The organism is Alsobacter sp. P4_H11 (assembly GCF_056400925.1).
Genome location: NZ_JBFUKI010000011.1, coordinates 127,322 through 149,919, shown reverse-complemented (window position 1 = coordinate 149,919; position 22,598 = coordinate 127,322). Strand labels below are relative to the sequence as shown.

23 protein-coding genes and 1 pseudogene are annotated in these 22,598 nt (G+C 68.5%); 4 read left to right on the top strand and 20 right to left on the bottom strand.

The features are described from left to right. Positions 1-321: 321 nt before the first annotated feature. Positions 322-1,629, bottom strand: a complete 1,308-nt coding sequence (gene purB / locus AC1DSZ_RS19365; RefSeq protein WP_476839982.1) for an adenylosuccinate lyase — start codon at positions 1,627-1,629, stop codon at positions 322-324. A 171-nt stretch (positions 1,630-1,800) separates the two neighbouring features. On the opposite strand from purB, the gene AC1DSZ_RS19360 reads away from it, so the two are divergent. Further along, positions 1,801-2,649: a DUF6065 family protein gene (locus tag AC1DSZ_RS19360; RefSeq protein WP_476839981.1), complete on the top strand. Its 849-nt coding sequence runs from the start codon at positions 1,801-1,803 to the stop codon at positions 2,647-2,649. A 177-nt stretch (positions 2,650-2,826) separates the two neighbouring features. Here the strand turns inward: AC1DSZ_RS19360 and rpe are convergent, their stop codons facing one another. The 5 genes from rpe to AC1DSZ_RS19335 form a co-directional block, all read right to left on the bottom strand. Continuing rightward, positions 2,827-3,504, bottom strand: a complete 678-nt coding sequence (rpe, locus tag AC1DSZ_RS19355) for a ribulose-phosphate 3-epimerase (RefSeq protein ID WP_476839980.1) — start codon at positions 3,502-3,504, stop codon at positions 2,827-2,829. A gap of 47 nt (positions 3,505-3,551) precedes the next feature. Then, positions 3,552-4,238 carry a hypothetical protein gene (locus tag AC1DSZ_RS19350; protein ID WP_476839979.1) on the bottom strand — a complete coding sequence of 229 codons (687 nt, stop codon included), beginning with the start codon at positions 4,236-4,238 and terminating at the stop codon, positions 3,552-3,554. A 90-nt stretch (positions 4,239-4,328) separates the two neighbouring features. Then, complete coding sequence (locus AC1DSZ_RS19345) at positions 4,329-4,877, bottom strand: hypothetical protein (RefSeq protein WP_476839978.1); 549 nt, start codon at positions 4,875-4,877, stop codon at positions 4,329-4,331. 23 nt (positions 4,878-4,900) lie between these two features. Further along, positions 4,901-5,341 (bottom strand): hypothetical protein, encoded by a 441-nt coding sequence (locus AC1DSZ_RS19340; RefSeq protein WP_476839977.1) that lies wholly within the window; start codon positions 5,339-5,341, stop codon positions 4,901-4,903. Between the two features lie 49 nt (positions 5,342-5,390). Then, positions 5,391-6,896, bottom strand: a complete 1,506-nt coding sequence (locus tag AC1DSZ_RS19335) for a hypothetical protein (RefSeq protein WP_476839976.1) — start codon at positions 6,894-6,896, stop codon at positions 5,391-5,393. Between the two features lie 261 nt (positions 6,897-7,157). Here AC1DSZ_RS19335 and AC1DSZ_RS19330 point away from each other — a divergent pair, with 261 nt between their 5' ends. After that, the gene (locus tag AC1DSZ_RS19330; RefSeq protein WP_476839975.1) at positions 7,158-7,685 is read left to right on the top strand and encodes a hypothetical protein; all 528 of its coding nucleotides are present in this window, start codon (positions 7,158-7,160) and stop codon (positions 7,683-7,685) included. On the opposite strand, the gene AC1DSZ_RS19325 is transcribed toward AC1DSZ_RS19330, so the two are convergent. Next, positions 7,610-8,587: a hypothetical protein gene (locus AC1DSZ_RS19325; RefSeq protein ID WP_476839974.1), complete on the bottom strand. Its 978-nt coding sequence runs from the start codon at positions 8,585-8,587 to the stop codon at positions 7,610-7,612. The genes AC1DSZ_RS19330 and AC1DSZ_RS19325 overlap by 76 nt on opposite strands. Before the next feature lie 257 nt (positions 8,588-8,844). Here AC1DSZ_RS19325 and AC1DSZ_RS19320 point away from each other — a divergent pair, with 257 nt between their 5' ends. Next, positions 8,845-10,086 carry an NAD(P)/FAD-dependent oxidoreductase gene (locus AC1DSZ_RS19320; RefSeq protein WP_476839973.1) on the top strand — a complete coding sequence of 414 codons (1,242 nt, stop codon included), beginning with the start codon at positions 8,845-8,847 and terminating at the stop codon, positions 10,084-10,086. 4 nt (positions 10,087-10,090) lie between these two features. Here AC1DSZ_RS19320 and AC1DSZ_RS19315 read toward each other — a convergent pair whose 3' ends face one another. Together AC1DSZ_RS19315 and AC1DSZ_RS19310 are read right to left on the bottom strand one after the other, a co-directional pair. After that, the gene (locus AC1DSZ_RS19315) at positions 10,091-11,095 is read right to left on the bottom strand and encodes a P1 family peptidase (RefSeq protein ID WP_476839972.1); all 1,005 of its coding nucleotides are present in this window, start codon (positions 11,093-11,095) and stop codon (positions 10,091-10,093) included. A gap of 78 nt (positions 11,096-11,173) precedes the next feature. Further along, on the bottom strand, positions 11,174-11,398 hold the full coding sequence (locus AC1DSZ_RS19310) for a hypothetical protein (protein WP_476839971.1): 225 nt from the start codon (positions 11,396-11,398) through the stop codon (positions 11,174-11,176). Between the two features lie 127 nt (positions 11,399-11,525). Between AC1DSZ_RS19310 and AC1DSZ_RS19305 the strand changes: the two genes are divergently transcribed. Further along, positions 11,526-12,254, top strand: coding sequence for a cytochrome c biogenesis CcdA family protein (locus AC1DSZ_RS19305; protein ID WP_476839970.1), 729 nt, complete (start codon positions 11,526-11,528; stop codon positions 12,252-12,254). Here the strand turns inward: AC1DSZ_RS19305 and AC1DSZ_RS19300 are convergent, their stop codons facing one another. From AC1DSZ_RS19300 to AC1DSZ_RS19250, 11 genes and pseudogenes are all read right to left on the bottom strand, one after another. Then, a complete protein-coding gene (locus AC1DSZ_RS19300; protein ID WP_476840003.1) occupies positions 12,255-12,707 on the bottom strand; it encodes an N-acetyltransferase family protein in 453 nt (150 codons plus the stop codon). Between the two features lie 8 nt (positions 12,708-12,715). Beyond that, complete coding sequence (gene bmt / locus AC1DSZ_RS19295; RefSeq protein WP_476839969.1) at positions 12,716-13,729, bottom strand: betaine--homocysteine S-methyltransferase; 1,014 nt, start codon at positions 13,727-13,729, stop codon at positions 12,716-12,718. Between the two features lie 175 nt (positions 13,730-13,904). Further along, on the bottom strand, positions 13,905-15,023 hold the full coding sequence (locus AC1DSZ_RS19290; RefSeq protein WP_476839968.1) for a branched-chain amino acid ABC transporter substrate-binding protein: 1,119 nt from the start codon (positions 15,021-15,023) through the stop codon (positions 13,905-13,907). Positions 15,024-15,162: 139 nt separating this feature from the next. Then, on the bottom strand, positions 15,163-15,522 hold the full coding sequence (locus AC1DSZ_RS19285; protein WP_188518870.1) for a DUF6867 family protein: 360 nt from the start codon (positions 15,520-15,522) through the stop codon (positions 15,163-15,165). Between the two features lie 62 nt (positions 15,523-15,584). After that, the gene (locus AC1DSZ_RS19280; RefSeq protein WP_476839967.1) at positions 15,585-16,352 is read right to left on the bottom strand and encodes an ABC transporter ATP-binding protein; all 768 of its coding nucleotides are present in this window, start codon (positions 16,350-16,352) and stop codon (positions 15,585-15,587) included. Beyond that, positions 16,349-17,251 (bottom strand): ABC transporter ATP-binding protein, encoded by a 903-nt coding sequence (locus tag AC1DSZ_RS19275; protein ID WP_476839966.1) that lies wholly within the window; start codon positions 17,249-17,251, stop codon positions 16,349-16,351. Before AC1DSZ_RS19275 ends, AC1DSZ_RS19280 begins: the two co-directional genes overlap by 4 nt. Continuing rightward, positions 17,251-18,552, bottom strand: a complete 1,302-nt coding sequence (gene livM, locus AC1DSZ_RS19270) for a high-affinity branched-chain amino acid ABC transporter permease LivM (RefSeq protein ID WP_476840002.1) — start codon at positions 18,550-18,552, stop codon at positions 17,251-17,253. The genes AC1DSZ_RS19275 and livM overlap by 1 nt, the downstream gene beginning before the upstream one ends. A gap of 24 nt (positions 18,553-18,576) precedes the next feature. Next, positions 18,577-18,816, bottom strand: a pseudogene (locus AC1DSZ_RS19265) (DUF3382 domain-containing protein); the annotation flags it as partial. Between the two features lie 4 nt (positions 18,817-18,820). Beyond that, positions 18,821-19,735, bottom strand: coding sequence for a branched-chain amino acid ABC transporter permease (locus tag AC1DSZ_RS19260; RefSeq protein ID WP_188518866.1), 915 nt, complete (start codon positions 19,733-19,735; stop codon positions 18,821-18,823). A 291-nt stretch (positions 19,736-20,026) separates the two neighbouring features. Next, positions 20,027-21,037, bottom strand: a complete 1,011-nt coding sequence (locus AC1DSZ_RS19255) for a 4-hydroxyproline epimerase (RefSeq protein WP_476839965.1) — start codon at positions 21,035-21,037, stop codon at positions 20,027-20,029. A 190-nt stretch (positions 21,038-21,227) separates the two neighbouring features. Further along, positions 21,228-22,460, bottom strand: a complete 1,233-nt coding sequence (locus AC1DSZ_RS19250; RefSeq protein WP_476839964.1) for an NAD(P)/FAD-dependent oxidoreductase — start codon at positions 22,458-22,460, stop codon at positions 21,228-21,230. Positions 22,461-22,598 lie beyond the last annotated feature (138 nt).

Here is a 22,598-nt window from a genome sequence, read left to right as displayed (position 1 = left end):
GATGCGATTGCGGCCCGGCTCAACTCTCTCCGTCATCCCCGGCGGCGCGCAGCGCCGGGAAAGGATCCAGGGGTGAGCGCGGGGCCCTGGATCCCCTTCCCGACCTGCCGCGCAGGTCGCCGGGGTTGGCGGCGAGGCGCGAGGACATTGGGGTCATCCTCCCGTCATTGCGAGCGACAGCGAAGCAATCCAGCCTAACGTCGGGCATTTAGACTGGATTGCTTCGCCTCTGGCTCGCAATGACGGCGAGGCTCACGGAGGTGTTAGTTCTTCTACCGTCGATTGGAGGGCTGCCGATGTCGGCGCGAATCCCCCGGGCGTTCACGCCTCGCCGAACACCCGTCGGAAGATCGTGTCGACGTGCTTCAGGTGGTAGCCGAGGTCGAACTTCTCCTCGAGTTCCTGCGGGGTGAGCGCCTTGGAGACGTCCGGGTCCGCCTTCAGCAGCGTGAGGAAGTCGCCCTGGCCGCGCCAGACCGGCATGGCGTTGCGCTGCACCAGCCGGTAGGCGTCCTCGCGGGAGACACCCTTTTGCGTCAGCGCCAGCAGCACGCGCTGGGAGTGGACCAGACCGCCGAGGCGGTCGAGGTTCTTCTGCATGTTCTCCGGGTAGACCAGCAGCTTGTCGATCACGCCGGTGAGGCGGGCGAGGGCGAAGTCGAGCGTCACGGTGGCGTCCGGGCCGATCATGCGCTCCACCGAGGAGTGCGAGATGTCGCGCTCGTGCCAGAGCGCCACGTTCTCCATGGCGGGCAGCGCATAAGCGCGCACCATGCGGGCGAGGCCGGTGAGGTTTTCGGTGAGCACCGGGTTGCGCTTGTGCGGCATGGCCGAGGAGCCCTTCTGACCCTCGGAGAAATATTCCTCCGCCTCCAGCACCTCGGAGCGCTGCAGGTGACGCACCTCGATGGCGAGGCGCTCGATCGAGGACGCCACCACGCCCAGCGTGGCGAAGAACATGGCGTGACGGTCGCGCGGGATCACCTGGGTGGAGACGGGCTCCACCGCCAGCCCCATCGCCTTGGCGACGTGCTCCTCCACGCGCGGATCGATGTTCGCGAAGGTGCCGACCGCGCCCGAGATCGCGCAGGTGGCGATCTCGCGACGGGCGAAGACCAGCCGCTCGCGCGACCGGCTGAACTCCGCATAGGCCTCGGCGAGCTTCAGCCCAAAGGTGACCGGCTCGGCGTGGATGCCGTGCGAGCGGCCGATGGTGGGCGTCATCTTGTGCTCGAAGGCGCGGCGCTTCAGCGCCGCCAGCAGCGCGTCGATGTCGGCGATCAGCAGGTCGGCGGCGCGCGACATCTGCACGGCGAGGCAGGTGTCGAGCACGTCGGACGACGTCATGCCCTGATGGATGAAGCGCGCGTCGGGGCCGACGAATTCGCCCAGATGCGTCAGGAACGCGATGACGTCGTGCTTCACCTCGCGCTCGATGGCGTCGATTTTCTCGACGTCGAACGTGGCCGCGCCGCCCTTCTCCCAGATCGTCTTCGCGGCTTCCTTCGGGATCACGCCCAGCTCGGCCAGCGCGTCGCAGGCATGGGCCTCGATCTCGAACCAGATGCGAAAGCGGGTCTCGGGCGACCATATGGCCACCATCTCGGGGCGGCTATAGCGCGGGATCATGGGCGGTCCTTTCGGGTATCACCGCGCCGGTAGCATGGGAGGGGGGCGGGGGCAATGAGGGGAAGGACGGGGGGACGTCGCATCAGCAGCCTTCGCTTGACGAATGTTATTTCTGCAAACCCGATGTGAACGGTTTTGCGCCAGCTTGGCGGGCCAGTTCAGGGAACCGCCATGTCCGAAACCGAAGCCGAACCCGTTCCGACCCTTCATTGCTACTACGAGTACGACGATAGCCCGGCGCTGGTCCCCGGCCGCTCGGAGCGGGCCTGGATGGACAAAACGAGCCAGCGCTTCGCCTACCGATGCACGCCGCTGGCGATCGCCAATGCGAGCGGGTGGGAGTTGCAAGCTCCCGTCGGGTTCTCGGCGCATTGGACGGGCGGGGACTTGAAGGAGGACCTGCTGATCACGCCTGACGATCCCGGCAACTCGCGCGCCAGCCGGTTGGCGGTGAGCGCCTTCGGGCACGGCGTGCTGACCTTCCACCCCGGTTATCTTTTTCGAACCTCACCCGGCTGGGCATTGTGGACACGCGGCGCGCCCAACACCGTTAAGGACGGCATTGCGCCGCTGGACGGCCTGGTGGAGACCGCCTGGCTGCCCTTCACGTTCACGATGAACTGGAAATTCACGCGTCCGGGCTCGATCCGCTTCGACGCCGGCGAGCGCTTCGCGTTTTTGATGATGACGCCTCACCGCTTGCTGGATCGCATCCAGCCCGTGCTGGCGCATCTCGACACCGAGCCCGGGTTGAAGGCCGCCTCGAAAAGCTGGGCGCAAAGCCGCATCGATTTCAATGACCGGCTCGCGGCGCACGAGCCCCAAGCCGTGAAGGAAGGCTGGCAGCGCAACTACGTGCAGGGCAAGGACCCGACCGGCTACGCGACGCCGGACTACCACCTGACAAAACGCAAGCTGAACGCGCCGGTCGAGATCAGGGGCTGTCCGGTCCATGTCGCGTCCGGGCCGCCGGCGCCGTCGGTTGCACAGCCTGCGGCCAAACGGGGCCGAAATCGCTGAGTGTTCGACCGCGCCTCTTTCCGTCATGGCCGGTCTCGTCCCGGGGTCCACGCTTTAGCCGAGCGCGTGGACCCCGGGTCAAGCCCGGGGAAGACGGTTGAGGGGGTGCGATCTCTTTTTGGCAGTGTGAGGAGAAGGGCGTCGAGGCCTGGAAGCTCTCCTGAAGGCTCCAGCCTCTCAGCCGCGCGCCTTCTGCCCAGCCTCCCGGATGGCCGTGATGTTGGCCGCATAGGCTTCGGGCGTGCCGCCCTTGAACACGGCGGAGCCCGCCACCAGCACGTCCGCGCCGGCTTCCGTCACCAGCGGGGCGGTGTCTGCCGTAACGCCGCCGTCGATCTCGATGTGGATTGGGCGGTCGCCCACCATCGCCTTCACGCGGCGAACCTTCTCGACGATCTCGGGAATAAAGGCCTGGCCGCCGAAGCCGGGGTTCACGGTCATCAGCAGGATCAGGTCGACGTGCGGCAGCACGTATTCGAGAACGCTCTCGGGCGTGGCCGGGTTGATCGACACGCCGGCCTTCTTGCCGTGGTTGCGGATGGCCTGGAGGGAGCGGTGAAGGTGCGGGCCGGCCTCGGCGTGGACCGTGACGATGTCGCAGCCGGCCCGGCAGAACGCGTCGATATAGGGGTCGGCGGGCGCGATCATCAGATGCGCGTCGAACAGCTTGTCGGTGTGGCGGCGCAGCGCGCGGATCACGTCGGGCCCGAAGGTGATGTTGGGCACGAAGTGCCCGTCCATCACGTCGAGGTGGATCCAGTCGGCGCCCGCGGCGGCGACGTCGCGGACTTCCTCGCCGAGGCGCGAGAAGTCGGAGGCGAGAATGGACGGGGCGATCAGGAGCGGCTTTTCCATCCGCCGCGCGTAGCACCGCGCGCGGCGTCAGGCAATGGCTCCGCCGCTCAGGCGGAGGTCGAAGTCCCGGTGGCGCGGAGGGAGCGGTTGTAGGCCTGCACGGCGCGCATCGCCAGGGCCTCGAGATTGGGCTGCGTGCTCTTCACGGCGGAGCGGCCGCGCTCCTGGCCGTTGCGCGAGGCGTCCAGCGCGGCCGCGATCTCGTCCTTGCTGATGGAGCCGTCGCCGTTGCCGTCGAAGCTCTTCATGAGCTGGTCGGTGAGGGAGAGCTGCGATCCATCCTGGGCGCCGCTGGCGGGGTTCGCCCGGCGATGGCGCTCGCCGGGGCCGATAGCCGAGAGCTCGTCCGCCGAGAGCGAGCCATCCGCGTTCTTGTCGAGCTTGCCGAACAGCGTTGAGGCGACATTGTCGGTGGTGGTGCCGGCCGCCTGGGCCTGGATCTCCAGGAGGCCACCCTTGGACTTGTCAAGAGATTTCAGGAAGTCGCCGAACTCGGTCTTGGAAATGCCGCCGCTGCTGTCCGAATCCATCTTGGCCAGAAGCTGGGTGGGGTCGAAACCTGCCGGGCCGGCGGCGCCGCCCGGCATGTTTTGCCCAGCAGCCGCGGTCTCGCTCGTGGAGCCGGCCGAGCCGGTTTCCGGCTTGTTATGGTGCTTTTTGTGGGGTTTGAACGCGTCCAGCAGGCTGGAGAGCGTGGAAGCGGCCCCTGCAGCGGCCAAAATGGGAAGCGCCATGGTGTTGCCTCATGCGCGACGCGCCATCGTGGCGCGGTCAGTCGCAGAGTCTGTCGCAAGGCTGGCGCCAGCCTGCAGGGCGCGCTTCGCTCAGGCGGAGCGCCGCTGGCCGACGCCGCTGCGGCCCTCGTCCTGGGCGGCGCTGAGCCATGTCTTGATGGAAACGTGCAGGCGGTCGAGCCAGCGCTCCACGCGCTGGGCGTTGGCCTCGGCCCGCAAGGCTTCCTGGTTGGTGATGGCCAGCCGCGACAGCAGGGACTCGCGCTGGCCCTCGCGCTCGCGCAGGCGCCTCTCGAGCTCGGCCGCATGGGCCTCGACGACGCGGATGCGCTCCTCGGCGTCGCGCACCCGGTTCTCGCCGCGCAGACGCTCCTCGTTGATGGCCTGCATGAGTTCGCGCGCCTGCGCCTCGCACTCGATGCGTCGGCGGTCGAGCGCGTGGCTCCAATCGGCCGCACGCTCGATGATGTCGAGCGTGTTGGACCAGTCGCGCTGCTCGGGCTTGCGAAGCGCGGCGTGCGCCTGCGGATTGGTGCGCCGCGCTCCCGCAGGGCCGGGCTCCTGGCCCGCCATGATCATCGGGATGAGCTTGCGAAGCTCAGCCTCCAGGCTGTCATGCGCGTGCGACTTCTCCTGCATGGGCGCCCTCCCAGCGGCCCGGATCAACGCTGCGGCGAACCCTGGCGGGGCGTGAAGCCTTCCACGATGGCGGCGTGGAAGCGCTCAAGCCAGGACTCCGCCTCGGCGGCGCGGCGCTCGGCCGTTTCGGCGCGGGCCGTGACGGCGGCGATCTGCTCCTCGCAGCGGCGCAGCTGGGCCTCGTAGTGGCGACGCGCCTCGGCGGCCGCGCCCTCCAGGCGCTGGTTCTGCTGCTCGGCGACGCGCACGGCCTCGAAGGCCTCCTGCATCATGTCGAGCGCCGCGCCCCAGTCACGGCGCGAATCGGCCGGCGCTTCCTGGGTGTGGCGGACGCCCAGCATGCGAGCCATCTGGGCGTAGTCCGGCGCGGGCGGCGCCGGCGGAACGGCGCGCGCGAGCGCGGCGGCGGAGCTGTCGACCGAAGTGGCGGGGGCGAGAGGCTCGATTACGGACGGGCTGGTCATGGTGGGCTCCGGGAGGCTGGAGTGATCGCACGGGCGCTGGCGGCGGGGTTCAGGTGGCGGCGTCGGTCAATTCGATCCGACGCTTCTGGGCCTCGACGGCCGCCGATTTGGGGTCGTCCGCGGCCGCCAGGGCGGCGGCGGCGGTGGGCGTTGCCGCGGCGCTTGCCGTCGCAAGCCCGGCAATCGTTGCGACCGCCTGATCGCCCGCATGATGCGGCTCCTGCTCCGAGCGGCGGCGCAGGCTGGCGAATTCCGACTGCAGCCTTGCCCGGCTTTCGCGCGCGATCGTGAGAGCGCCCTGCGCCAGGGACCGCTCGGCGCGCTCGCCCTGCAGGGCGTTTTCGAGACGGCGGTTGGCGGCCTCCAGGGCGGCGCGCTCCTCGGCGTTGCGCGCCTTGAGCTGCTCGACGCGGTCCGCCAGCACTTGCGCCTGCGCGCCGGCGGCTTCCAGCTCGGCCGACTTGACGCCAACCGCGCCTTCCAGCGTCTCGATCTTCGCGGCGAGCGCCGCGTTGGTGGCGCGCAGGTCGGCGAGCGCATCCAGGGCGCGTTGAGCCTCGTCCTGCGCGGCCGCGACCTTGCGGGCGTTGGCGGTGTTGTCGAGAGCCGCCACGGAGGCGGCCTGCTCGGCCAGTTGCACGCGCTCGACCTTGTCGCGCAGTTGCTCACGCGTTTCGGAGAGGGTTTGCAGCGTCGAAGCGAGCCGCGAGCCCAGGCCTTCGCTCTTCAGCGTGAGGGCGGCGATCTCGACCGAGGCGGCGCTTTGCTCGCCTTCGCGCTGCAGCTCCAGCCGCTGGCGGCGGGAGGCCTCGTCGGCGAGGCCGGTTTCGAGGCGGCCGGCGCGCGCCGTTTCGTCCGCGAGGAGCCGTTCAAGCTCGTCGCGGCGGGCCGTGAGCTCGCCGATGCGCCGCACCTGGTCGTCGACCGCACGGGAGAGGCGCTCGTTGTCGCGCGCCAGCATGGCGGCCTGCGCCTGCGCTTCGGCGAGGCGCTGTTCGAGTTGCGCGACGCGCTGACCTTGCGTCAGCGTCTGCGTGCGCAACGCGCCGCATTCGTCGCCGAGCGCGCGGCTGCGCTCGCTTTCCTCGTCGTTCTTGCGGCGGAGCGCTTCGGCGGCCTCGCTTCGGCTGCGCAGCGCCAGCCTCAGCTCGGTGATCGTCTCGTCGTTCTCGCGGGCCAGCGCCTGCTGCCGCGCCAGGGCGGCGGCGCTCTGGGCGGCTTCGTCGGTCGCCTTCAGAGCCGCGGCGGCGGCTTCGTCGCGCTCGCGGCGCAGGTCGCGGCCAAGCTCCAATTCGCGCTGCAGCCCGGCTTCCACTTCGGCGAGGCGGGCCTGCAGTTGCGGGTGGCGGTCCAGAAAGTCGTCCATTGGCCGCACCAACCGGGCGAAGTCCGTGGACAGGGACTTCAGCTCGTCGAGCCGCGCTTCCATGGAGGCGATGCTCAGCCGCACTGTTTCGGCCTGCTCGCCGACGGCGTCCAACGTTCTGTTCGGCGCGGGCCGCTTGCGGCTCCACACCTTGCCGAGTTGTCTATCAATCAAAGACCATTGCGCCATCAGGCCGCTCCGCCGTGCGACTCACACTGCTGACGAGCATGGGGTTGTTTTTTACACTTATCAATTCTTTGAGTTGGAAAATGCAATTCCGCTTGTGGACGGAGAGCCCTTCCGAGGTCGTCGCCCAACGCGATCGTGTTGACACCGGCCTTGACGAATGTCGACCTGATAACGGCAACGAATCTCTGACGCCGCGCCAGTCAGCGAAGCCGTTCCGGGGACCGAATGCACAGCCCGCCGCCCACGCCAAGTGAAGACCGCGTGGTCGTCCCGTTCCCGAGCGAACGGACGGCCGATGGCGTCGCCGACGATCCGACCCGCGACGATCCCACGGGCGCCTGGGCGTCGACGCTCAGCCTGACGCATCACGCGACGGAGCGGATGCGCGCGCGCCGGCGGCTCCTGTCCGAAGCGGAAGAGCGGCTGCGAGACCTCCGCGCCGCCCTGGACGACGAGCGGCGAAATTCGCTTCAGAAGATCAGCGCGGTGGAGCAGGCCGCCATGCGGGCCGAGGCGCGGGTCGACGCCACCACGGCCGCAATCGCGATGGTGGAGGAATCGATCCAGGGGACGATCGACGGGATCCGGGCCGCGCATGAGGGCATCCGGGACGCGGCCGTCCGGCAGCAGCACGCCGAAGCCTGGCTGCGGCGCATCCAGCGCGCCATGGAGAACGGCGCGCATGACCGCGTGGCCCAGGAACTGGGCGAGCGCTACGACGCGGGCGCCAGAGCGGACGAGTTGCGGACCCATCGCGCCAAAGGGGCCACGGCCAGCGGCGCGCAGTAGATCGGGAACTGCAGCAACGAGAAGAACAGGTACGTATCGGGCGGGCAGGCGGCTCCCATCGCGACGATCAGCAGCCCGGTGTTGCGCATGCCGGAGCCGAGGCCGAGCACGAACGAGTCCGGGCGCCCGAGGCGCCAGAGAACCAGCATCGTCACCGCCAAACCGGTGATGCAGGTGAGCGTCGCCACCACGAGATAGAGCGCCACCTTGGCGGGCGACGCGAGCGCGGCCGCGATCACGCCGTCCATCGCCGCGATGGCGAAGACGAGGTAGAGCACCACAAAGACGCCGTCGAACTCGTGCTTTAGGGCGGCGATGCGCGCCGGCCCGACCAAACGCCTGAGCGCGAAGGCGCCCAGGAAGGCGCCGCCCAGCATCCACAGCAGCCGCAGGCTGAGCACCGTGGGATCCAGCGGCACCACGGCGCCCGCCACCAGCGTGGCGAGCGGGGGCGAGACCAGCGGAGTCACCGCCATTGTGAGAACCAGCAGGGCGACCGGGACGCTGTTGTCCATGCCCAGCAGCGACGTGTAGGCGGCGAAACCCATCAGGGGCGGGGAGGCGGCGACGAGCGCCAGGCCGAGCAGCAGCCCTGGATCAACCGCGGCGCGCCCGACCAGCGCGAGCGCGATCAACACCATCACGGGCATCGCGGCCGTCACCCACAACCAGGACAGGGCGACCCGCCCGGGTTGCTTCAGCGCACGCCGCACGCCGGCGAGGTCGGCGCGCGCGAAGGTCAGGACCACGAACACGAAGATCGAAAACGGCAGCACCGGCCGCATCGTGGAAGCGAGCCCCGGCAGGGCCAGGCCGACGAAGATCGAGATCGCGAAGCCCAGCGTGCCGTAGCGGCCCATGGCGGCGAGCGCGCGGGAGAGAGGGGCGAGAACGGGGGTCATCGGGCGGATCGCATGGGGCGTCTGGGGGCAGGACGAGCGGGAGCGGCAGAATCCACCGCCAAACGAGAGGATAGCGCTCTGCAATTGTGCAACTTGCTTCTCGCTCACGCCAATGATGCAGCACCTTCTCGGAATTGTCGCTAGATTGCGTCGCGAGGCGAGCGGCGCGATCCTTGCTGGCGTGACGTTCGGAGTGGGAGACGGAGGGCGCAGGCCCTAAACTCCCGGCAATCGAGCATGGGGCGGCGGAAGAAGCAATGCAGCGCGATGTCGTGGTGTTGGGCGCCGGGATCGTTGGTCTCGCGACGGCCCTGAAAATCCAGGAAAAAGGCCGCTCGGTGGCGATCGTCGACCGCGCCGGCGCGGGCGAGGGCACGAGCTTCGGCAATGCGGGGATCATCGAGCGAGCCTCGATCTTCCCCTATGCGTTCCCGCGCAAGCTCAGCGATCTCATCCGCTACGGGCTGAACCAGACGCCGGAAGCCTATTACCACCTCTCCTACCTGCCCAAGATCGCGCCTTGGCTGGCGCGCTATTGGTGGAATTCGTCGCCGGCCGGCCACATGGCGGCGATGCGGGCCTCGCTGCCGCTGATCGAGCGGTGTCTGGCCGAGCACGAGCCCCTGATCGCCGCCGCCGGCGCCGAGCACCTGATGCGGCGCACCGGCTGGATCAAGATGTTTCGCGGCGAGGCCAAGTACAAGGCGGCGGCCGAGGACGCCAAGAGGCTGACGCCTTTCGGGCTCACGTTCGAGTTCCTGGACGGCAAGGGCCTGCGCGAGCGCGAGCCGCACCTGACCGAGGACGCCTATGGGGCGATCCACTTCAAGGACCCGGCCTGCATCTCCGACCCGGGCGGCCTCTCGCGAGCCTACCTGCACCTGTTCGAGAAGCGCGGCGGCGCGCTGCTGGCGGGTGACGCCCGCTCGCTGCAGCAGGACGGCGCCGGCTGGACGGTGAAGACCGAGGCCGGCGTGGTGCATGCCCGTGAGGTCGTGACGGCGCTGGGCCCCTGGTCCGATGTGGTGTTCAAGCCGCTCGGCTATGACCTGCCGCTGGCCGTGAAGCGCGGCTATCACATGCACTACAAGCCGGCCGGCAACGCGGTGCTGAACCACACGCTGCTGGACGCCGACAACGGCTATGTGCTCGCCCCCATGGACCGGGGCATCCGCCTCACCACCGGGGCCGAGTTCGCGGATCGCGACGCGCCGCCGAGCCCGGTGCAGATCACCCGGACGGAGCCGCGGGCGCGCAAGCTGTTTCCGCTCGGGGACGCCGTGGACGCGCATCCGTGGATGGGCTCCCGGCCCTGCACGCCCGACATGCTGCCGATCGTCGGCGAGGCGCCGCGCCACAAGGGCCTGTGGTTCGCGTTCGGCCACGCCCATCACGGCCTGACGCTGTCGGCCGTCACGGGCCGGCTGATCGCCGAGATGATGACGGGCGAAACGCCTTTCACCAATCCCGAGCCGTACCGGGCGCAGCGGTTCCTTTGAGGCGCTACGGCGTCACCATGATGCGGCCGAACCTGTCCTTCCAGGCAGGCAGCGCGCCCGGGAAGGGCAGGGCGGTCGCCTCGAAGACTCCGCGCGCGACTGCGCGCGCCAGGCAATCGGCGGCCGCGACCGCGATCTCGTTCAGCGCATAGGCGTCGGCCGGCGCAGGCCGGCGGCCCGTGGCGGCCGCGAAGACGATGTCGCCATCCAGCGGCGTGTGCGCCGGGCGGATCGCGTGGGCGAGGCCGTCATGCGCCGCCACGGCGATGCGCTTGCATTGCGCCTTGGTGAGCAGCGCGTCGCAGGCGACCACCGCGATGGTGGTGTTCTCGCCCGGCCCGCCTTTTAGGCGCAGTCGAAGCGCCTCAGGCGAAACGCGGACAGGCTGGCCGAGGCCGCCGAACTCGCCGTTCTCCTCGAACGGCGCGGCCCAGAACTGTGGCCCATCGCCGATCGTGACGCTCCCGACAGCGTTGACGGCCACGATGGCCCCCACCGTGAAGCCGGACGGCGTCACCGTGCTGGCCGAGCCCAGCCCGCCTTTCAGGGTTGCGGTGGTCGCCCCGTAGCCGGCGCCGTGGGTTCCGAGCGCAAAGTCCGGCTGGGCCGCCTCGCAGGCTGAGATGCCGAGGTCGAAATAGGGCGGCTTGCGGCCCCAGCGCTTGTTTCCGCCATTGGCGAGATCGAACAGGATGGCCTGAGGAACGATCGGCACCGTGAGGTCACGGATGCGGAACCCGCGCCCGCGTTCGGCGAGCACGGCCTGGACGCCGCCGGCCGCATCCAGCCCGAAGGCGGAGCCGCCCGACAGCACGATGGCGTCGATGGCTTCGACGGTCTTGTCCGGCTCAAGCAGCGCCGTGTCGCGCACGCCCGGCGCGCCGCCATGGGCGGCATAGCTCGCCGTCGCGGGCGCGTCGAAGAGAATCGCGGACACGCCGCTGGCGATGGCGGCGTCATGGGCGTTGCCGACGAGGACGCCGGGGACGTCTGTGATGAGATTGCGCATGGGCGCAGTGTTGGGACAACACGGCCCGGACGCAAGGGCGCCGGCGGCCTGAGCCGCCGCGCTCCTCGCCGCGTGAGCTTAGCCCTGCGGAGGCTGCTGCTGGTTGCGCTGCTGCTCCTCGCGCTTCTGCTTCTTGGCCTTGCTGTGGCCGATGGCGCAGCCGGCGACGGCGCCGAGCTTGCCGTGGCCCGCCACATGGCCGGCGACGCCGCCCACCACGGCGCCGGAGAGGCAGCCGGCCGCCTGAGCGGAGCCGGCGGTTGCGAGAAAGGCGACGGCGACGATAGCGAATGTGATGCGCATCTGAGGCTCCCGATCCGAGTGGGGGATCAACTCTCGTCGGCTCCCTTTGGTTCGGCCGGCCGTGCTCACGGCATCGGGAACAGTCCTCGGCTTGGCCGCGGCGGGGGAAGGGCGTAGACACGGGCGCATGACCGACGTCTCCTTTCCGGCCGCCGTTTTCGCCGGCCTGCTCAGCTTCCTCAGCCCCTGCGTCCTGCCCCTGGTGCCGCCCTATCTCTGCTTCCTCGCCGGCACGACCATCGAGGACCTGGCGGAAGAAGGCGAGCGCGCGGCGCGGCGCGACGTGATGCTGGCGTCGCTGTTGTTCGTGCTCGGCTTCGCGACCGTGTTCGTGATGCTGGGCGCGACCGCGTCCGTGCTGGGGCAGTTCATTCGGCAATACATCCAGACGCTCTCGATCGTGGCCGGCGTCGCCATCGTGCTGATGGGCCTGCATTTTCTCGGCGTGTTCCGCTTCGCCATGCTGTACCGCGAGGCGCGGCTGAGCGTGGAAAAGCCCATCGGCCTGTGGGGCGCGTATGTGATGGGTCTCGCCTTCGCGTTCGGCTGGACGCCGTGCATCGGGCCGATCCTGGCTTCCATTCTGGCCGTGGCCGGAACCGAGGATACGGCCCTGCGCGGGGCGACGCTGCTGGCCTTTTACTCGGCAGGGCTCGGCATTCCGTTTTTGCTGGCCGCATTTGGGCTTGAGCAGTTCACCGGCTTCATGCGGCGGTTTCGCAAGCGCATGGGCATGGTGGAGAAAGCCATGGGGGCTCTGCTGGTGGTGACCGGGCTCGCCTTCCTCACCGGCTCCTTCACCGAGATCTCGTTCTGGCTGCTGGAGACGTTCCCGGCGCTGGGCCGGCTGGGCTGATCACAGCTCCAGCTTCAGCCCTTCGTGGCTCGCCTTGAAGCCGAGCCCATCATAGAAGCGCAGCGCGTCGGCGCGGCTCTTGTCGGACGTGAGCTGGACGAGGCCGCAGCCGCGGGTGCGGCATTGCTCGATCGCCCATTCGAACATGCGCCGCCCCAGGCCGCCGCCCCGATGGGACGCGGCGATGCGGACGCTCTCGATCTGCCCGCGCCAGAGCCCCAGCCGCGACAGGCCAGGGATGAAGCTGATCTGCAGGCAACCGATGATGCCGCCGCCGTCGCTCACCACGGCGAGCAGCTGGTTGGGATCGCGGTCGATGGCCGCGAAGGCGTCCGCATAGCGGGGGTCGAGCGGCAGGCCGGGCCTTTCGCGCGTGGCGCCCAGGGCGTCGTCGGCCAACAGGTCCACGATCGCGGGCACGTCCGTGGCGACGGCGCGACGGAACGTGACCAGGCTTTCGCTCACGCTTCGGCCGTCTCGGCGGCTCCGCGACGGCCCGAGCGGGCGCGGCCAGCCGAAGCCTTGGGGCGGGTGATCGGCCCGAGGCTGGCTTCCACGGCCTCGATGCTGGGCCGCTCGGCCGTTTGCAGCGTATCGAGCGCCTGCCGCATGGCCGCGATATGGGCCGGCGAGGTGCCGCAGCAGCCGCCCACGATGCGCGCGCCCGACGCCACCGCAAGACGGGCGTATTCGGCCATCAGCTCCGGCGTGCCGCCGTAATGCACATGGTCGCCGTGCAGCACCGGGATGCCGCAATTGCCCTTGGCGACCAGAACGTCGGTGGGCGCGGCGCCGCTCATGGCCAGCACGGAGGCGACGAGATCGCCCGGGCCGATGCCGCAATTCGCCCCGTAGGCGAGGGGCTTGCGCGGCAGGGTCTGCGCCAGCGCGGCCAGGCTCTCGGGCGTCATGCCCATCATGGTGCGGCCGGCCGTGTCGAAGCTCGCCGTGAAGACGTAGGGCAGGTCGGCCTCGATGGCGCCGCGGGCGGCGGCTTCGAGCTCCTCGGGGGCCGACATGGTCTCGATCCAGGCGACGTCGGCGCCGCCCGCCTTCAGGCCGCGCGCCTGCTCGGCGAAGGCCGCCACCGCGCTCGCCATGGTGAGCGCGCCGAGTGGCTCGAAGAGCTCGCCAGTGGGGCCGATGGAGCCCGCCACCACGACGGTGCGGCCGGCCTCGTCCGCGACCTTGCGGGCGATGGAGGCCGCGAGGCGGTTCAACTCCACGGCGTTGTCTTGCAAGCCATGCAGCTTGAGGCGGAAGCGGTTCGCGCCGAAGCTATTGGTGAGGATGATGTCGGAGCCGGCCTCAACGAAGCGGCGATGGAGATCGGCTACCTTCTCGGGGCTGTCCGTGAGCCAGCTCTCGGGCGCCTCGCCGGACATCAGCCCCATGTCGAAATAATTAGTGCCGGTTGCGCCATCGGCCAGCAAACAGCGGCGTTCGGCGAGGAGGCGGGACAGCGGGTCGGACATCGGCGGGCCTTCGTGAAAGATCGACGCTTGGCGCATGCTTCCCTTAGCACCGCGGCAGGGTTTTGCAAAACGGACGATGCGGGTGTTTTGAGGAACGCTGGCGGACGCTGACGTCCGCTCCCAACGAAAAAGGGCGCCCCGAGGGGCGCCCTTCCGCTGAGCCGTGAGGCTGAGCTTACTTGTTCTCGACGTAGGTGATCTTGCCGTCGGCGCCCTTCTTCCAGACATACATCGTATAGTCCGGACGGGTGATGTCGCCCTTCTTGTCATAGGCGATGTCGCCGATGACGGTCTTGAACGGCTTGCCGGAGTGCATGACCTCGGCGACCTTCTTGGGGTCGAGAGACTTGGCCTGCTCGGCGGCGGCGGCGATGATCTGCACGGCGGCGTAGCTGTAGAGCGTGTACGCCTCCGGGTTGAACTTCTTCGCCTCGAACTTCTTGACGATCTCCTTGGCTTCCGGACGGGCGCGCGGGTCCGGCGGGAAGGTCATCAGGGTGCCTTCGACGCCGGGGCCGCCGATCGTCGCGAACTCGTCCGAGGTGATGCCGTCGCCGGACATCAGAACGGCCTTGACGCCCTGGTCGCGCATCTGGCGCACGATCAGGCCGCCTTCGGTGTGCAGGCCGCCCCAGTAGACGATCTCGGCGCCCGAAGACTTGATCTTCGAAACGAGGGCCGAATAGTCCTTCTCGCCCGTGTTGACGCCCTCGTAGAGGACTTCCTTCACGCCGGCCTTGTTCATGGCCTTCTTGGTCTCGTCAGCGAGGCCCTGGCCGTAGGTGGTCTTGTCGTGAACGACCGCGACCTTCTTGCCCTTGAGCTGCTTGGAGATGTACTCGGCCGCAACGGCGCCCTGCTGGTCGTCACGACCGCAGGTGCGGAACACGTTCCACATGCCCTTTTCGGTGATCTTCGGGTTGGTGGCCGACGGGGTCACCATCAGCATGCCGTTTTCCTGATAGACGTCCGAAGCCGGGTTGGTGACGCCCGAGTTGAAGTGGCCGACCACGAACTTGACGCCGTCGCCGACGAACTTGTTCGCCACCGAAACGCCCTGCTTGGGATCCGACACGTCGTCGCCGGTCGAGAGAACGATCTTCTGGCCGAGGATGCCGCCCTTGGCGTTGATGTCCTCGATGGCCTGCTCCACGCCGTTCTTCAGCTGAGCGCCGAAAGCGGCGTTCGGGCCCGTGATCGGGCCGGCGACGCCCATCTTGATCTGTGCGTTGGCGACGCCCGACATGGCCATCACCGCGCCGAGCGCGATGCCGGTCAACAGCAGTTTCTTCATTGATCTTCCCCTCTGGTCGATGGTCCCGTGGGACCCGGTTTCCCGGAGAACTCCGCACGTGGGTGGCGGATCATTGCGCCTTTTCCAGTGGGTGTCATCCGAAAAGCAAAGCCTTCGCCGGCCAATTTTCGAGCGGTTTTCAGGCGTTTGCGGCGCTGCGCTCGCGCCAGCTGAAAGGCCCGGTCTTCTCGTAGAGCCAGCGATACTGGGTCGTCATCTGCTGGGTGCGCTTGTAGCGAAAGCCAAGGCCGCCGGCGATCAGCAGCAGGATGGTGTCGACCACGTAATAGTGGCCGGACAGCAGCGTGCCCTCGAACAGCGCGAAGTGGATGAAGCGGACCGCCATGCCGAGGATCAGCATGTAGGGGACCACCATCCAGGCCGGCCGCCAGGTTTGCGCGATGGACTTGCCCGACGCCCAGGCGGCCGCGCCTCCCATGATCACCGAGACGAGGAGGAACAGGCCGATGGAGCTTTCCTCGTAGAGAACGCCTTGCATGGTTTCCTCGGAGCTGTGGCAGGGTCGAGCGCCGCGCGGGCGCGCTCAACCGGCATGCGGGGCTAGTGGTGGCCGCCTTCGAGATAGGCGGCGCGCACCTGCGGGTCGGCGAGCAGCGCCCGCCCGGTGCCAGACATCGTGATGACGCCATTGACCATGACGTAGCCGCGATGCGCGAGCTTGAGCGCGTGGTAGGCGTTCTGCTCCACCAGGAACACGGTGAGCCCTTCCGAGCGGTTGAGCTCGCGGATGGCGTCGAAGATCTGCTTCACGATCAGCGGCGCCAGGCCGAGCGAGGGCTCGTCCAGCAACAACAGCTTCGGCCGGGCCATCAGGGCGCGCGCGATGGCGAGCATCTGCTGCTCGCCGCCCGACAGGGTGCCGCCGCGCTGGTCGACGCGCTCCTTGAGGCGCGGAAACAGCGTGAACATGCGCTGCAGGTCTTCGTCGAAATGGGCGAAGTTGTTGATCGACGCGCCCATCTGCAGGTTTTCGTAGACGGTCATGCGCGGGAACACGCGCCGGCCCTCGGGCGACTGCGAGATGCGCAGGCGCGCGATCTCGTGCGTCGGCATCTGGGTGATGTCGGTCCCCGCGAAGGTGATGCGGCCCTCGCGCGCCCGCGGCGAGCCGAACACCGTCATCATCAAGGTCGATTTGCCGGCGCCGTTGGCGCCGATGATCGTGACGATCTCGCCCTGGTTGACGTCGAGGTCGACGCCTTTCAGGGCGATGATGTTGCCGTAGTAGGTCTTGACGCCGCGCACGGTCAGCAAGGGCTGGCCGGGCGCGATGACGGCCGCGGGAGCGTCGGTTGCGAGGGCGCTCATCGGGTCTGCTCCGCAACCACCTGTTCGGCGACGGTCTCGACCTCGGCCTCGACCTCTTCGACCTCCTCGTCCTCGACGCCCAGATAGGCGGCGATGACCTTGGGGTCATTCTGGATGTCCTTGGGCGCGCCGTCCGCGATCTTGGTGCCGTAGTCCAGCACCACGACGTGGTCGGAGATCTGCATCACCACCGACATGTCGTGCTCGATCAGCAGCACGGAGGTGTCATGGTCGGTGCGGATCGAGCGCAGGAGCGTATTGAGCTCCAGGCTCTCGCGCGGGTTGAGGCCGGCGGCGGGCTCGTCCAGGCACAGCAGCACCGGGTCGGTGCACATCGCGCGGGCGATCTCGAGCCGGCGCTGCGCGCCGTAGGGCAGTTCGCCGGCTGCGTCGTCGGCGCGGTCGGTGAGATCGATCTTGTCGAGCCAGTACTTGGCGCGCTCGATCGCCTCTTTTTCCTTGGCCCTGTAGCCGCCAATGCCGAGCACGCCCAACAGGGTCATCCCGGAGGCGATCATCAGCGGATTGTGCTGCGCCACCAGCAGGTTCTCGAGCACCGTCATGCCCTGGAACAGGCGGATGTTCTGGAACGTGCGGGCGACCTTGGCCTTCCAGTTGATGCGGAAGTCCGGCAGGCGCTCGAGCAGGAAATTGGCCCCGCTCGGATGCGTGAGGGTGATCATGCCCTCGGTAGGCTTGTAGAAGCCCGTGATGCAGTTGAACACAGTGGTCTTGCCGGCGCCGTTGGGGCCGATCAGGGCGGTGATCTCGCCGCGGCGGGCCACGAAGGAGAGGTCGTTGATCGCCACGAGCCCGCCGAAGCGCATGGTGAGGTGGTCGACCTGGAGCAGCGGCGCGGCCGACGCGGCCGGGGAGGGAGACGAGATGGCGGATGACATCAGCCGTGACCCTCCTTCACGAGCGAACTCGACACGGTCTTGCGCTCCTTCAGGAAGGCCGTGGGCTCGCGGGTCGAGACGAGGCCGCGCGGCTTCCACAGCATGATGACCACCATCGCGAGGCCAAACAGCAGCGTGCGGTATTGGGCCGGGTCGAAGCTCTCGCCGAAGATCTGCTTCAGGAATTCGAGCTCGCGCAGGATCTCGAAGCCGCCGACCAGCGCGATGGACGACACCACGACGCCGACGAGGCTGCCGGCGCCGCCCAGCACCACGATGGCGAGCACCTGCGCGGATTCGATGAAGGTGAAGCTCTCCGGGCTGATGAAGCCCTGGCGGGCGGCGAAGAAGCAGCCCGCGAAGCCACCGAACATGGCGCCGATCGCGAAGGCGGTGAGCTTGGTGTTGGTGGTGTTGATGCCGAGCGATCGGCAGGCGATCTCATCCTCGCGCAGGGCCTCCCAGGCGCGGCCCACCGGCAGCTTGCGCAGCCGCAGCGTCACATAGGCGGTGAGCAGCGCGAGCGCGAAGATGACGTAGTAGAGGAAGATCGTTCGGTAGATCGGGCTGAACTCAAGCCCGAACACGGCCGCGAAGCCCGTATCGGACGCGTTGAACGGAATGCCGAAGAAGCTCGGCCGCGGGATGGTGGAAAGGCCCGCATAGCCGTTGGAGAAGTCGACCCAGTTGATCAGCACCAGCCGGATGATCTCGCCGAAGGCGAGCGTCACGATGGCGAGATAGTCGCCCCGCAGGCGCAGCACCGGGAAGCCCAGGATGATGCCCCAGAGGGCGGCCAGCAGGCCCGAGATGGGCAGGCAGACCCAGAAGGCCCAGACGCCGAGCGCCGGGAAGGTCTCGGGGATCACCTTGGTGGCTATCAGCGCGTAGCTGTAGGCGCCCACGGCGTAGAAGGCGACGTAGCCGAGATCGAGCAGGCCGGCGAGGCCCACCACGATGTTCAGGCCCCAGCCCAGCATCACGTAGATGAGGATCTGGATGCCGAAATTGTCGATCCACTTGATGGAGCCGCCCGGGCCAGCCAGCGCCAGCATGGCCATCGGGTAGACGGCCAGGAAGCCCAGCGCCACCGGGCCGGCGTAGCGGGTGACCACGGCCCACCGGGCCTTTGCGGCCGGGGAGAGCGGCGTCGAGACGCCTGCGGTTTCCACCCGCCGCTCCCACATCATGCCGGCGATCAGCAGCAGCAGGCCGATCGTGAACACGGTTGCGGCGAAGCCGTCGAAAGCGGCGTTCACGGCGCGTCCGAGCCCGCCCAGCAGGGTGAAGCAGCCCAGCACCAGCAGCGTGCGGGTGAACTTGTTCTCGAAGTAGATCTGCACGAAGCGGGCGATGAACACCGCGATGCAGAGCAGCGCCACCCAGCTCCAGCGCGGCACGAGCACGAGCTCGTTGGCCATGTTCTGCTCGGTGCGCAGCGCCAGGATCGGGAAGGAGAGCCCCAGCGTGATCAGCGCCGCGAAGCCGCCTTCGCGGATGGCGCGGGAGAGGAGGGCGCCGGCCGCGGGGCGGACGGGGACCTGTGCGTCGAGTGTGGCGGCCATGGTCTCAGACCTTCTCGACTTCTGGCCGGCCCAAGAGGCCGGTCGGCAGGAAGATCAGCGTGATGGCGAGGATCGAGAATGCCGCCACGTCCTTGTAGTCGATGGTGAAATAGGCCGACCACATGGTCTCGATGAGGCCGATGAGGAGTCCGCCGATCACCGCGCCCGGCAGGGAGCCGATGCCGCCCAGCACGGCGGCCGTGAAGGCCTTCACCCCCGGCACGAAGCCGTCCGAAAAGTTCACCACGCCGTAATACATGAGGTACATGACGCCAGCGACGGCCGCCAAGGCCGCCCCGATCACGAAGGTGATCGAGATGGTGCGGTCGACGTCGACGCCCAGCAGCGCCGCCATCTTGCGGTCCTGCTCGCAGGCGCGCTGGGCGCGGCCAAGCGGGGTCTTCTGCACCAGCCACCAGAACACGGCCAGCAGCACCACGGTCACCACCATGATGACGATCTGCTTGTAGGCCAGCACCACCGTGGTGGAGCCCTCGCCCATGAGCACGAAGTTGCCCTGGATCATCGGCGGCAGCGGCTTGTTGCGCGGGCCCTGGATGACCTGGACGAGGTTGGACAGGAAGATCGACATGCCGATCGCCGAGATCAGCGGCGCGAGGCGGAACGAGCCGCGCAGGGGCCGGTAAGCCACGCGCTCGATGGTCCAGTTCCAGAGGCCCGTCAGCACCATGCCGAGCAGCAGCACCAGCACCAGCGCGGGCACCACGGCCACGCCGAGCCAGGCCGTGAACACCATGAACAGGATGAGGGCGATGAAGCCGCCGACCATGAAAACGTCGCCATGGGCGAAGTTCACCATGCCGATGATGCCGAAAACCATCGTGTAGCCGATCGCGATCAGGCCGTAGATGGACCCCAGCGTCAGCCCGTTGATGAGCTGCTGCAGGAAAACTTCCATGATGAAACGCCACTCCCCTCTTTCGCCCTCCCGCGCTCTGACGGCGCTGTAAAGGGCGGCTCGGTCCGGCAAGCAAGGCGCATGCCCGGACCAGGCTAACTCTCACCAAAGTCTTACCAAGGCGCCCGCGTGGCGACAATGATCAGCGGTCACAATCCCGACAAAAAGCAGAAAACGCGGCTTTAACCCGCTTTGAAGACGGATTCATGCGCGCGAGCACGCGCATTGCGGGAAACTCGCAAGGCGATGCCAGGCCGAGGGCGCCCATGCGAGCCGCGCTGGGCTGTTATGTCAGCCGCGATCCTTCACCTGGAACCCATGCGCGAGCGGGTCGCGATCGTCGATCAAGATGGTGTTGTAGCCGGTCATGCGGGCCCAGCCTTCGATGGAAGGCACGATGGCGTCAAATTCGCCTACCCGGACCGCCTTTTCGACGCGGCCCTTGAATAGGGTACCGATGATCGATTCGTGCACGAAGTCGTTGCCCACCTTCAGGCGGCCCAGCGCCGCCCACTGGGCCATGCGGGCCGAGGTGCCGGTGCCGCAGGGCGAGCGATCAATGGCCTTGTCGCCATAGAACACGGCGTTCCTGGCGTGCGCGCCCGGCACGGTGGGCGTTCCGGTCCACAAGACGTGGGAGAGGCCGTTGATGGCCGGGTTCTCGGGATGCATGAAGTCGTAGCGGGCCCTGAAGGCCGTTCGCACCTTCGGGCTCCAGCGCAGGATGTCGGAGGGATCGACGTGCTCGAGGCCCGGGAAGTTCTTCTGCGGCTCGACGATGGCGTAGAAATTCCCGCCATAGGCCACGTCGGCGACGATCTCGCCCAGTCCCTCGACCTCGGCGACGATCTGCCGGGAGTGGAGGAAGGACGGCACGTTGGTGATGCGGACATTGTCCACAAATTGCCCGTTCTGCTCGTAGCGCGCCTCCACGAGGCCGGCCGGCGTGTCGATGCGCAGCAGGCCTGGCTCGCGCGGCGTCACCAGCCCCCGCTCCAGCGCCATCGTGACCGTGCCGATGGTGCCGTGGCCGCACATCGGCAGGCAGCCGGACGTCTCGATGAACAGGAAGGCGATGTCGCAATCGTCGCGCGTGGGCGGATAGAGGATCGCGCCCGACATCATGTCATGGCCTCGCGGCTCGAACATCAGCCCGGTGCGGATCCAGTCGAACTCGGCGAGGAAATGCGCGCGCTTCTCCACCATGGTGCGCCCCTCCAGCCGCGGCCCGCCGCCGGCCACGAGCCGCACCGGGTTGCCGCAGGTATGGCCGTCGACGCAGAAAAACGTGTGGGTCGCCATGGGGTTGATCCCGGGTGTGGTGGTTATGATTCAACTTGAAGTGGTGGTGGCGCCGCTACTCGCCGTCATCCCCGGCGACCCGCGGAGCGGGTCGGGAAGGGGATCCAGGAGTGAGCGCGGCGGCCCTGGATCCCCTTTCCGGCGCTGCGCGCCGCCTGGGACGACGGCGTCGAGTGGACGTCTTGTTCCATCAAAACCGCTGCGGGCTGAAACGCGCAAGGTCGATCGGAGGCGTGCGGCCGGCGATCAGGTCGGCCACGAGGGAGCCGGTGGCGGCCGATTGCGTCAGCCCGTAGTGGCCATGGCCGAAGGCGTAGATCACGTCCGCGCTGGTTCTGGCGCGGCCGATGACCGGAAGCGAATCCGGAATGGACGGCCGGAAGCCCATCCAGGTGGACCCGCTCTCGAAGGGCGGCACGTCGCGCAGGAAGCGCGTCGCCTTTTCGTAGAGCGCCCGAGTCCGGGCGTGGTTGGGGGGCAGCGACAAGCCGCCGAGCTCCACCGCGCCGCCGATGCGCAGGCCGCTGTCGAGCGGGGTGGCGACGAAACCCTGGCCATCGAACGACACCGGGCGGGACAGGAGGCCGGTGACGCCCGGGAAGCTCACATTGTAGCCGCGCTCGGTGTCGAGCGGCACGTCGTCGCCCAGCGAGGCGGCGAGGGGCCTGGACCATGCGCCGGCGGCGACCACCACCCTGTCGGCCGTCAGCACGTCGCCCGAGCGCGTGACGAGGCGGACCGGCGGTCCGGGCTCGACCGCGCGGATCTCGGCTTTCTCGAAGTGGATGTCGCGCGCCATGGCGGCGTCGAACAGCGCCTGCGTGACCTCGCGCGGGTCGCTCACATGGGCGGCGTCCGGGAAAAAGGCGGCCGCGACGACCCGGTCGGTGAGCGCCGGCTCCATCTGGCGCACCTGCGCGGCGTCGAGCAGGTCGCACGCGATGCCGAGCGCGCGCTGTTTCTGGAAATGCGCCTTGGCGCGCACGAAGGCGGCCTCGTCGTCGAACACGAAGAGCCCGCCGCGACGGTGGATGAGCTTGCCGAGGCCGAGCTCGCCGGACAGGCTGGTCCAGGCCGGCATCGCGAGCTTCTGCAGCGAAACGAGCGCCTCCACGGAGCGGGCCAGGTTCTCGGGCCGCGACGCCCAGACGAGGCGGGCGAGCCAGGGGAGGATCGAGATGAGATAGCTCGGCCGGATGGCCAGCGGCCCGAGCGGATCGAGCAGGAAGCGCGGCACGCGCCGCAGCATCTTGGGAGACGCAATGGGATCGATGTCGGTATGCGCCAGCCAGCCGGCGTTGCCCTGCGAGGCGCCCGCCGCCGGGCCCTCCCGGTCGATCACCGTGACGCGATGTCCCTCGGCCGCCAACGCGTGCGCGCTGGCGAGACCGACGAGCCCGGCTCCGACGATGGTGATCTTCATGCGCGGTCTCGGTTTCGGGAGAGGAAGGCCCTCACCCCAACCCTCTCCCCGTGCCGGGGAGAGGGGGCCGGTTACGGCTGCGGCGCCGGGCGTCCCCCCGGGACGGGGAGAACGTGGCCGAGCGAAGCGAGGTCGGAT

Excerpts from the sequence above, each read along its gene's own strand:
- AC1DSZ_RS19255 (WP_476839965.1), bottom strand. The coding sequence starts at position 21,037 with ATGGCGACCCACACGTTTTTCTGCGTCGACGGCCATACCTGCGGCAAC.
- AC1DSZ_RS19305 (WP_476839970.1), top strand. The coding sequence starts at position 11,526 with ATGACCGACGTCTCCTTTCCGGCCGCCGTTTTCGCCGGCCTGCTCAGC.
- AC1DSZ_RS19250 (WP_476839964.1), bottom strand. The coding sequence starts at position 22,460 with ATGAAGATCACCATCGTCGGAGCCGGGCTCGTCGGTCTCGCCAGCGCG.
- purB (WP_476839982.1), bottom strand. The coding sequence starts at position 1,629 with ATGATCCCGCGCTATAGCCGCCCCGAGATGGTGGCCATATGGTCGCCC.
- AC1DSZ_RS19285 (WP_188518870.1), bottom strand. The coding sequence starts at position 15,522 with ATGCAAGGCGTTCTCTACGAGGAAAGCTCCATCGGCCTGTTCCTCCTC.
- rpe (WP_476839980.1), bottom strand. The coding sequence starts at position 3,504 with ATGGAAAAGCCGCTCCTGATCGCCCCGTCCATTCTCGCCTCCGACTTC.
- AC1DSZ_RS19315 (WP_476839972.1), bottom strand. The coding sequence starts at position 11,095 with ATGCGCAATCTCATCACAGACGTCCCCGGCGTCCTCGTCGGCAACGCC.
- bmt (WP_476839969.1), bottom strand. The coding sequence starts at position 13,729 with ATGTCCGACCCGCTGTCCCGCCTCCTCGCCGAACGCCGCTGTTTGCTG.
- AC1DSZ_RS19320 (WP_476839973.1), top strand. The coding sequence starts at position 8,845 with ATGCAGCGCGATGTCGTGGTGTTGGGCGCCGGGATCGTTGGTCTCGCG.
- AC1DSZ_RS19280 (WP_476839967.1), bottom strand. The coding sequence starts at position 16,352 with ATGAGCGCCCTCGCAACCGACGCTCCCGCGGCCGTCATCGCGCCCGGC.
- AC1DSZ_RS19345 (WP_476839978.1), bottom strand. The coding sequence starts at position 4,877 with ATGCAGGAGAAGTCGCACGCGCATGACAGCCTGGAGGCTGAGCTTCGC.
- AC1DSZ_RS19340 (WP_476839977.1), bottom strand. The coding sequence starts at position 5,341 with ATGACCAGCCCGTCCGTAATCGAGCCTCTCGCCCCCGCCACTTCGGTC.
- AC1DSZ_RS19310 (WP_476839971.1), bottom strand. The coding sequence starts at position 11,398 with ATGCGCATCACATTCGCTATCGTCGCCGTCGCCTTTCTCGCAACCGCC.
- AC1DSZ_RS19260 (WP_188518866.1), bottom strand. The coding sequence starts at position 19,735 with ATGGAAGTTTTCCTGCAGCAGCTCATCAACGGGCTGACGCTGGGGTCC.
- AC1DSZ_RS19290 (WP_476839968.1), bottom strand. The coding sequence starts at position 15,023 with ATGAAGAAACTGCTGTTGACCGGCATCGCGCTCGGCGCGGTGATGGCC.
- AC1DSZ_RS19350 (WP_476839979.1), bottom strand. The coding sequence starts at position 4,238 with ATGGCGCTTCCCATTTTGGCCGCTGCAGGGGCCGCTTCCACGCTCTCC.
- AC1DSZ_RS19335 (WP_476839976.1), bottom strand. The coding sequence starts at position 6,896 with ATGGCGCAATGGTCTTTGATTGATAGACAACTCGGCAAGGTGTGGAGC.
- AC1DSZ_RS19325 (WP_476839974.1), bottom strand. The coding sequence starts at position 8,587 with ATGACCCCCGTTCTCGCCCCTCTCTCCCGCGCGCTCGCCGCCATGGGC.
- AC1DSZ_RS19360 (WP_476839981.1), top strand. The coding sequence starts at position 1,801 with ATGTCCGAAACCGAAGCCGAACCCGTTCCGACCCTTCATTGCTACTAC.
- AC1DSZ_RS19275 (WP_476839966.1), bottom strand. The coding sequence starts at position 17,251 with ATGTCATCCGCCATCTCGTCTCCCTCCCCGGCCGCGTCGGCCGCGCCG.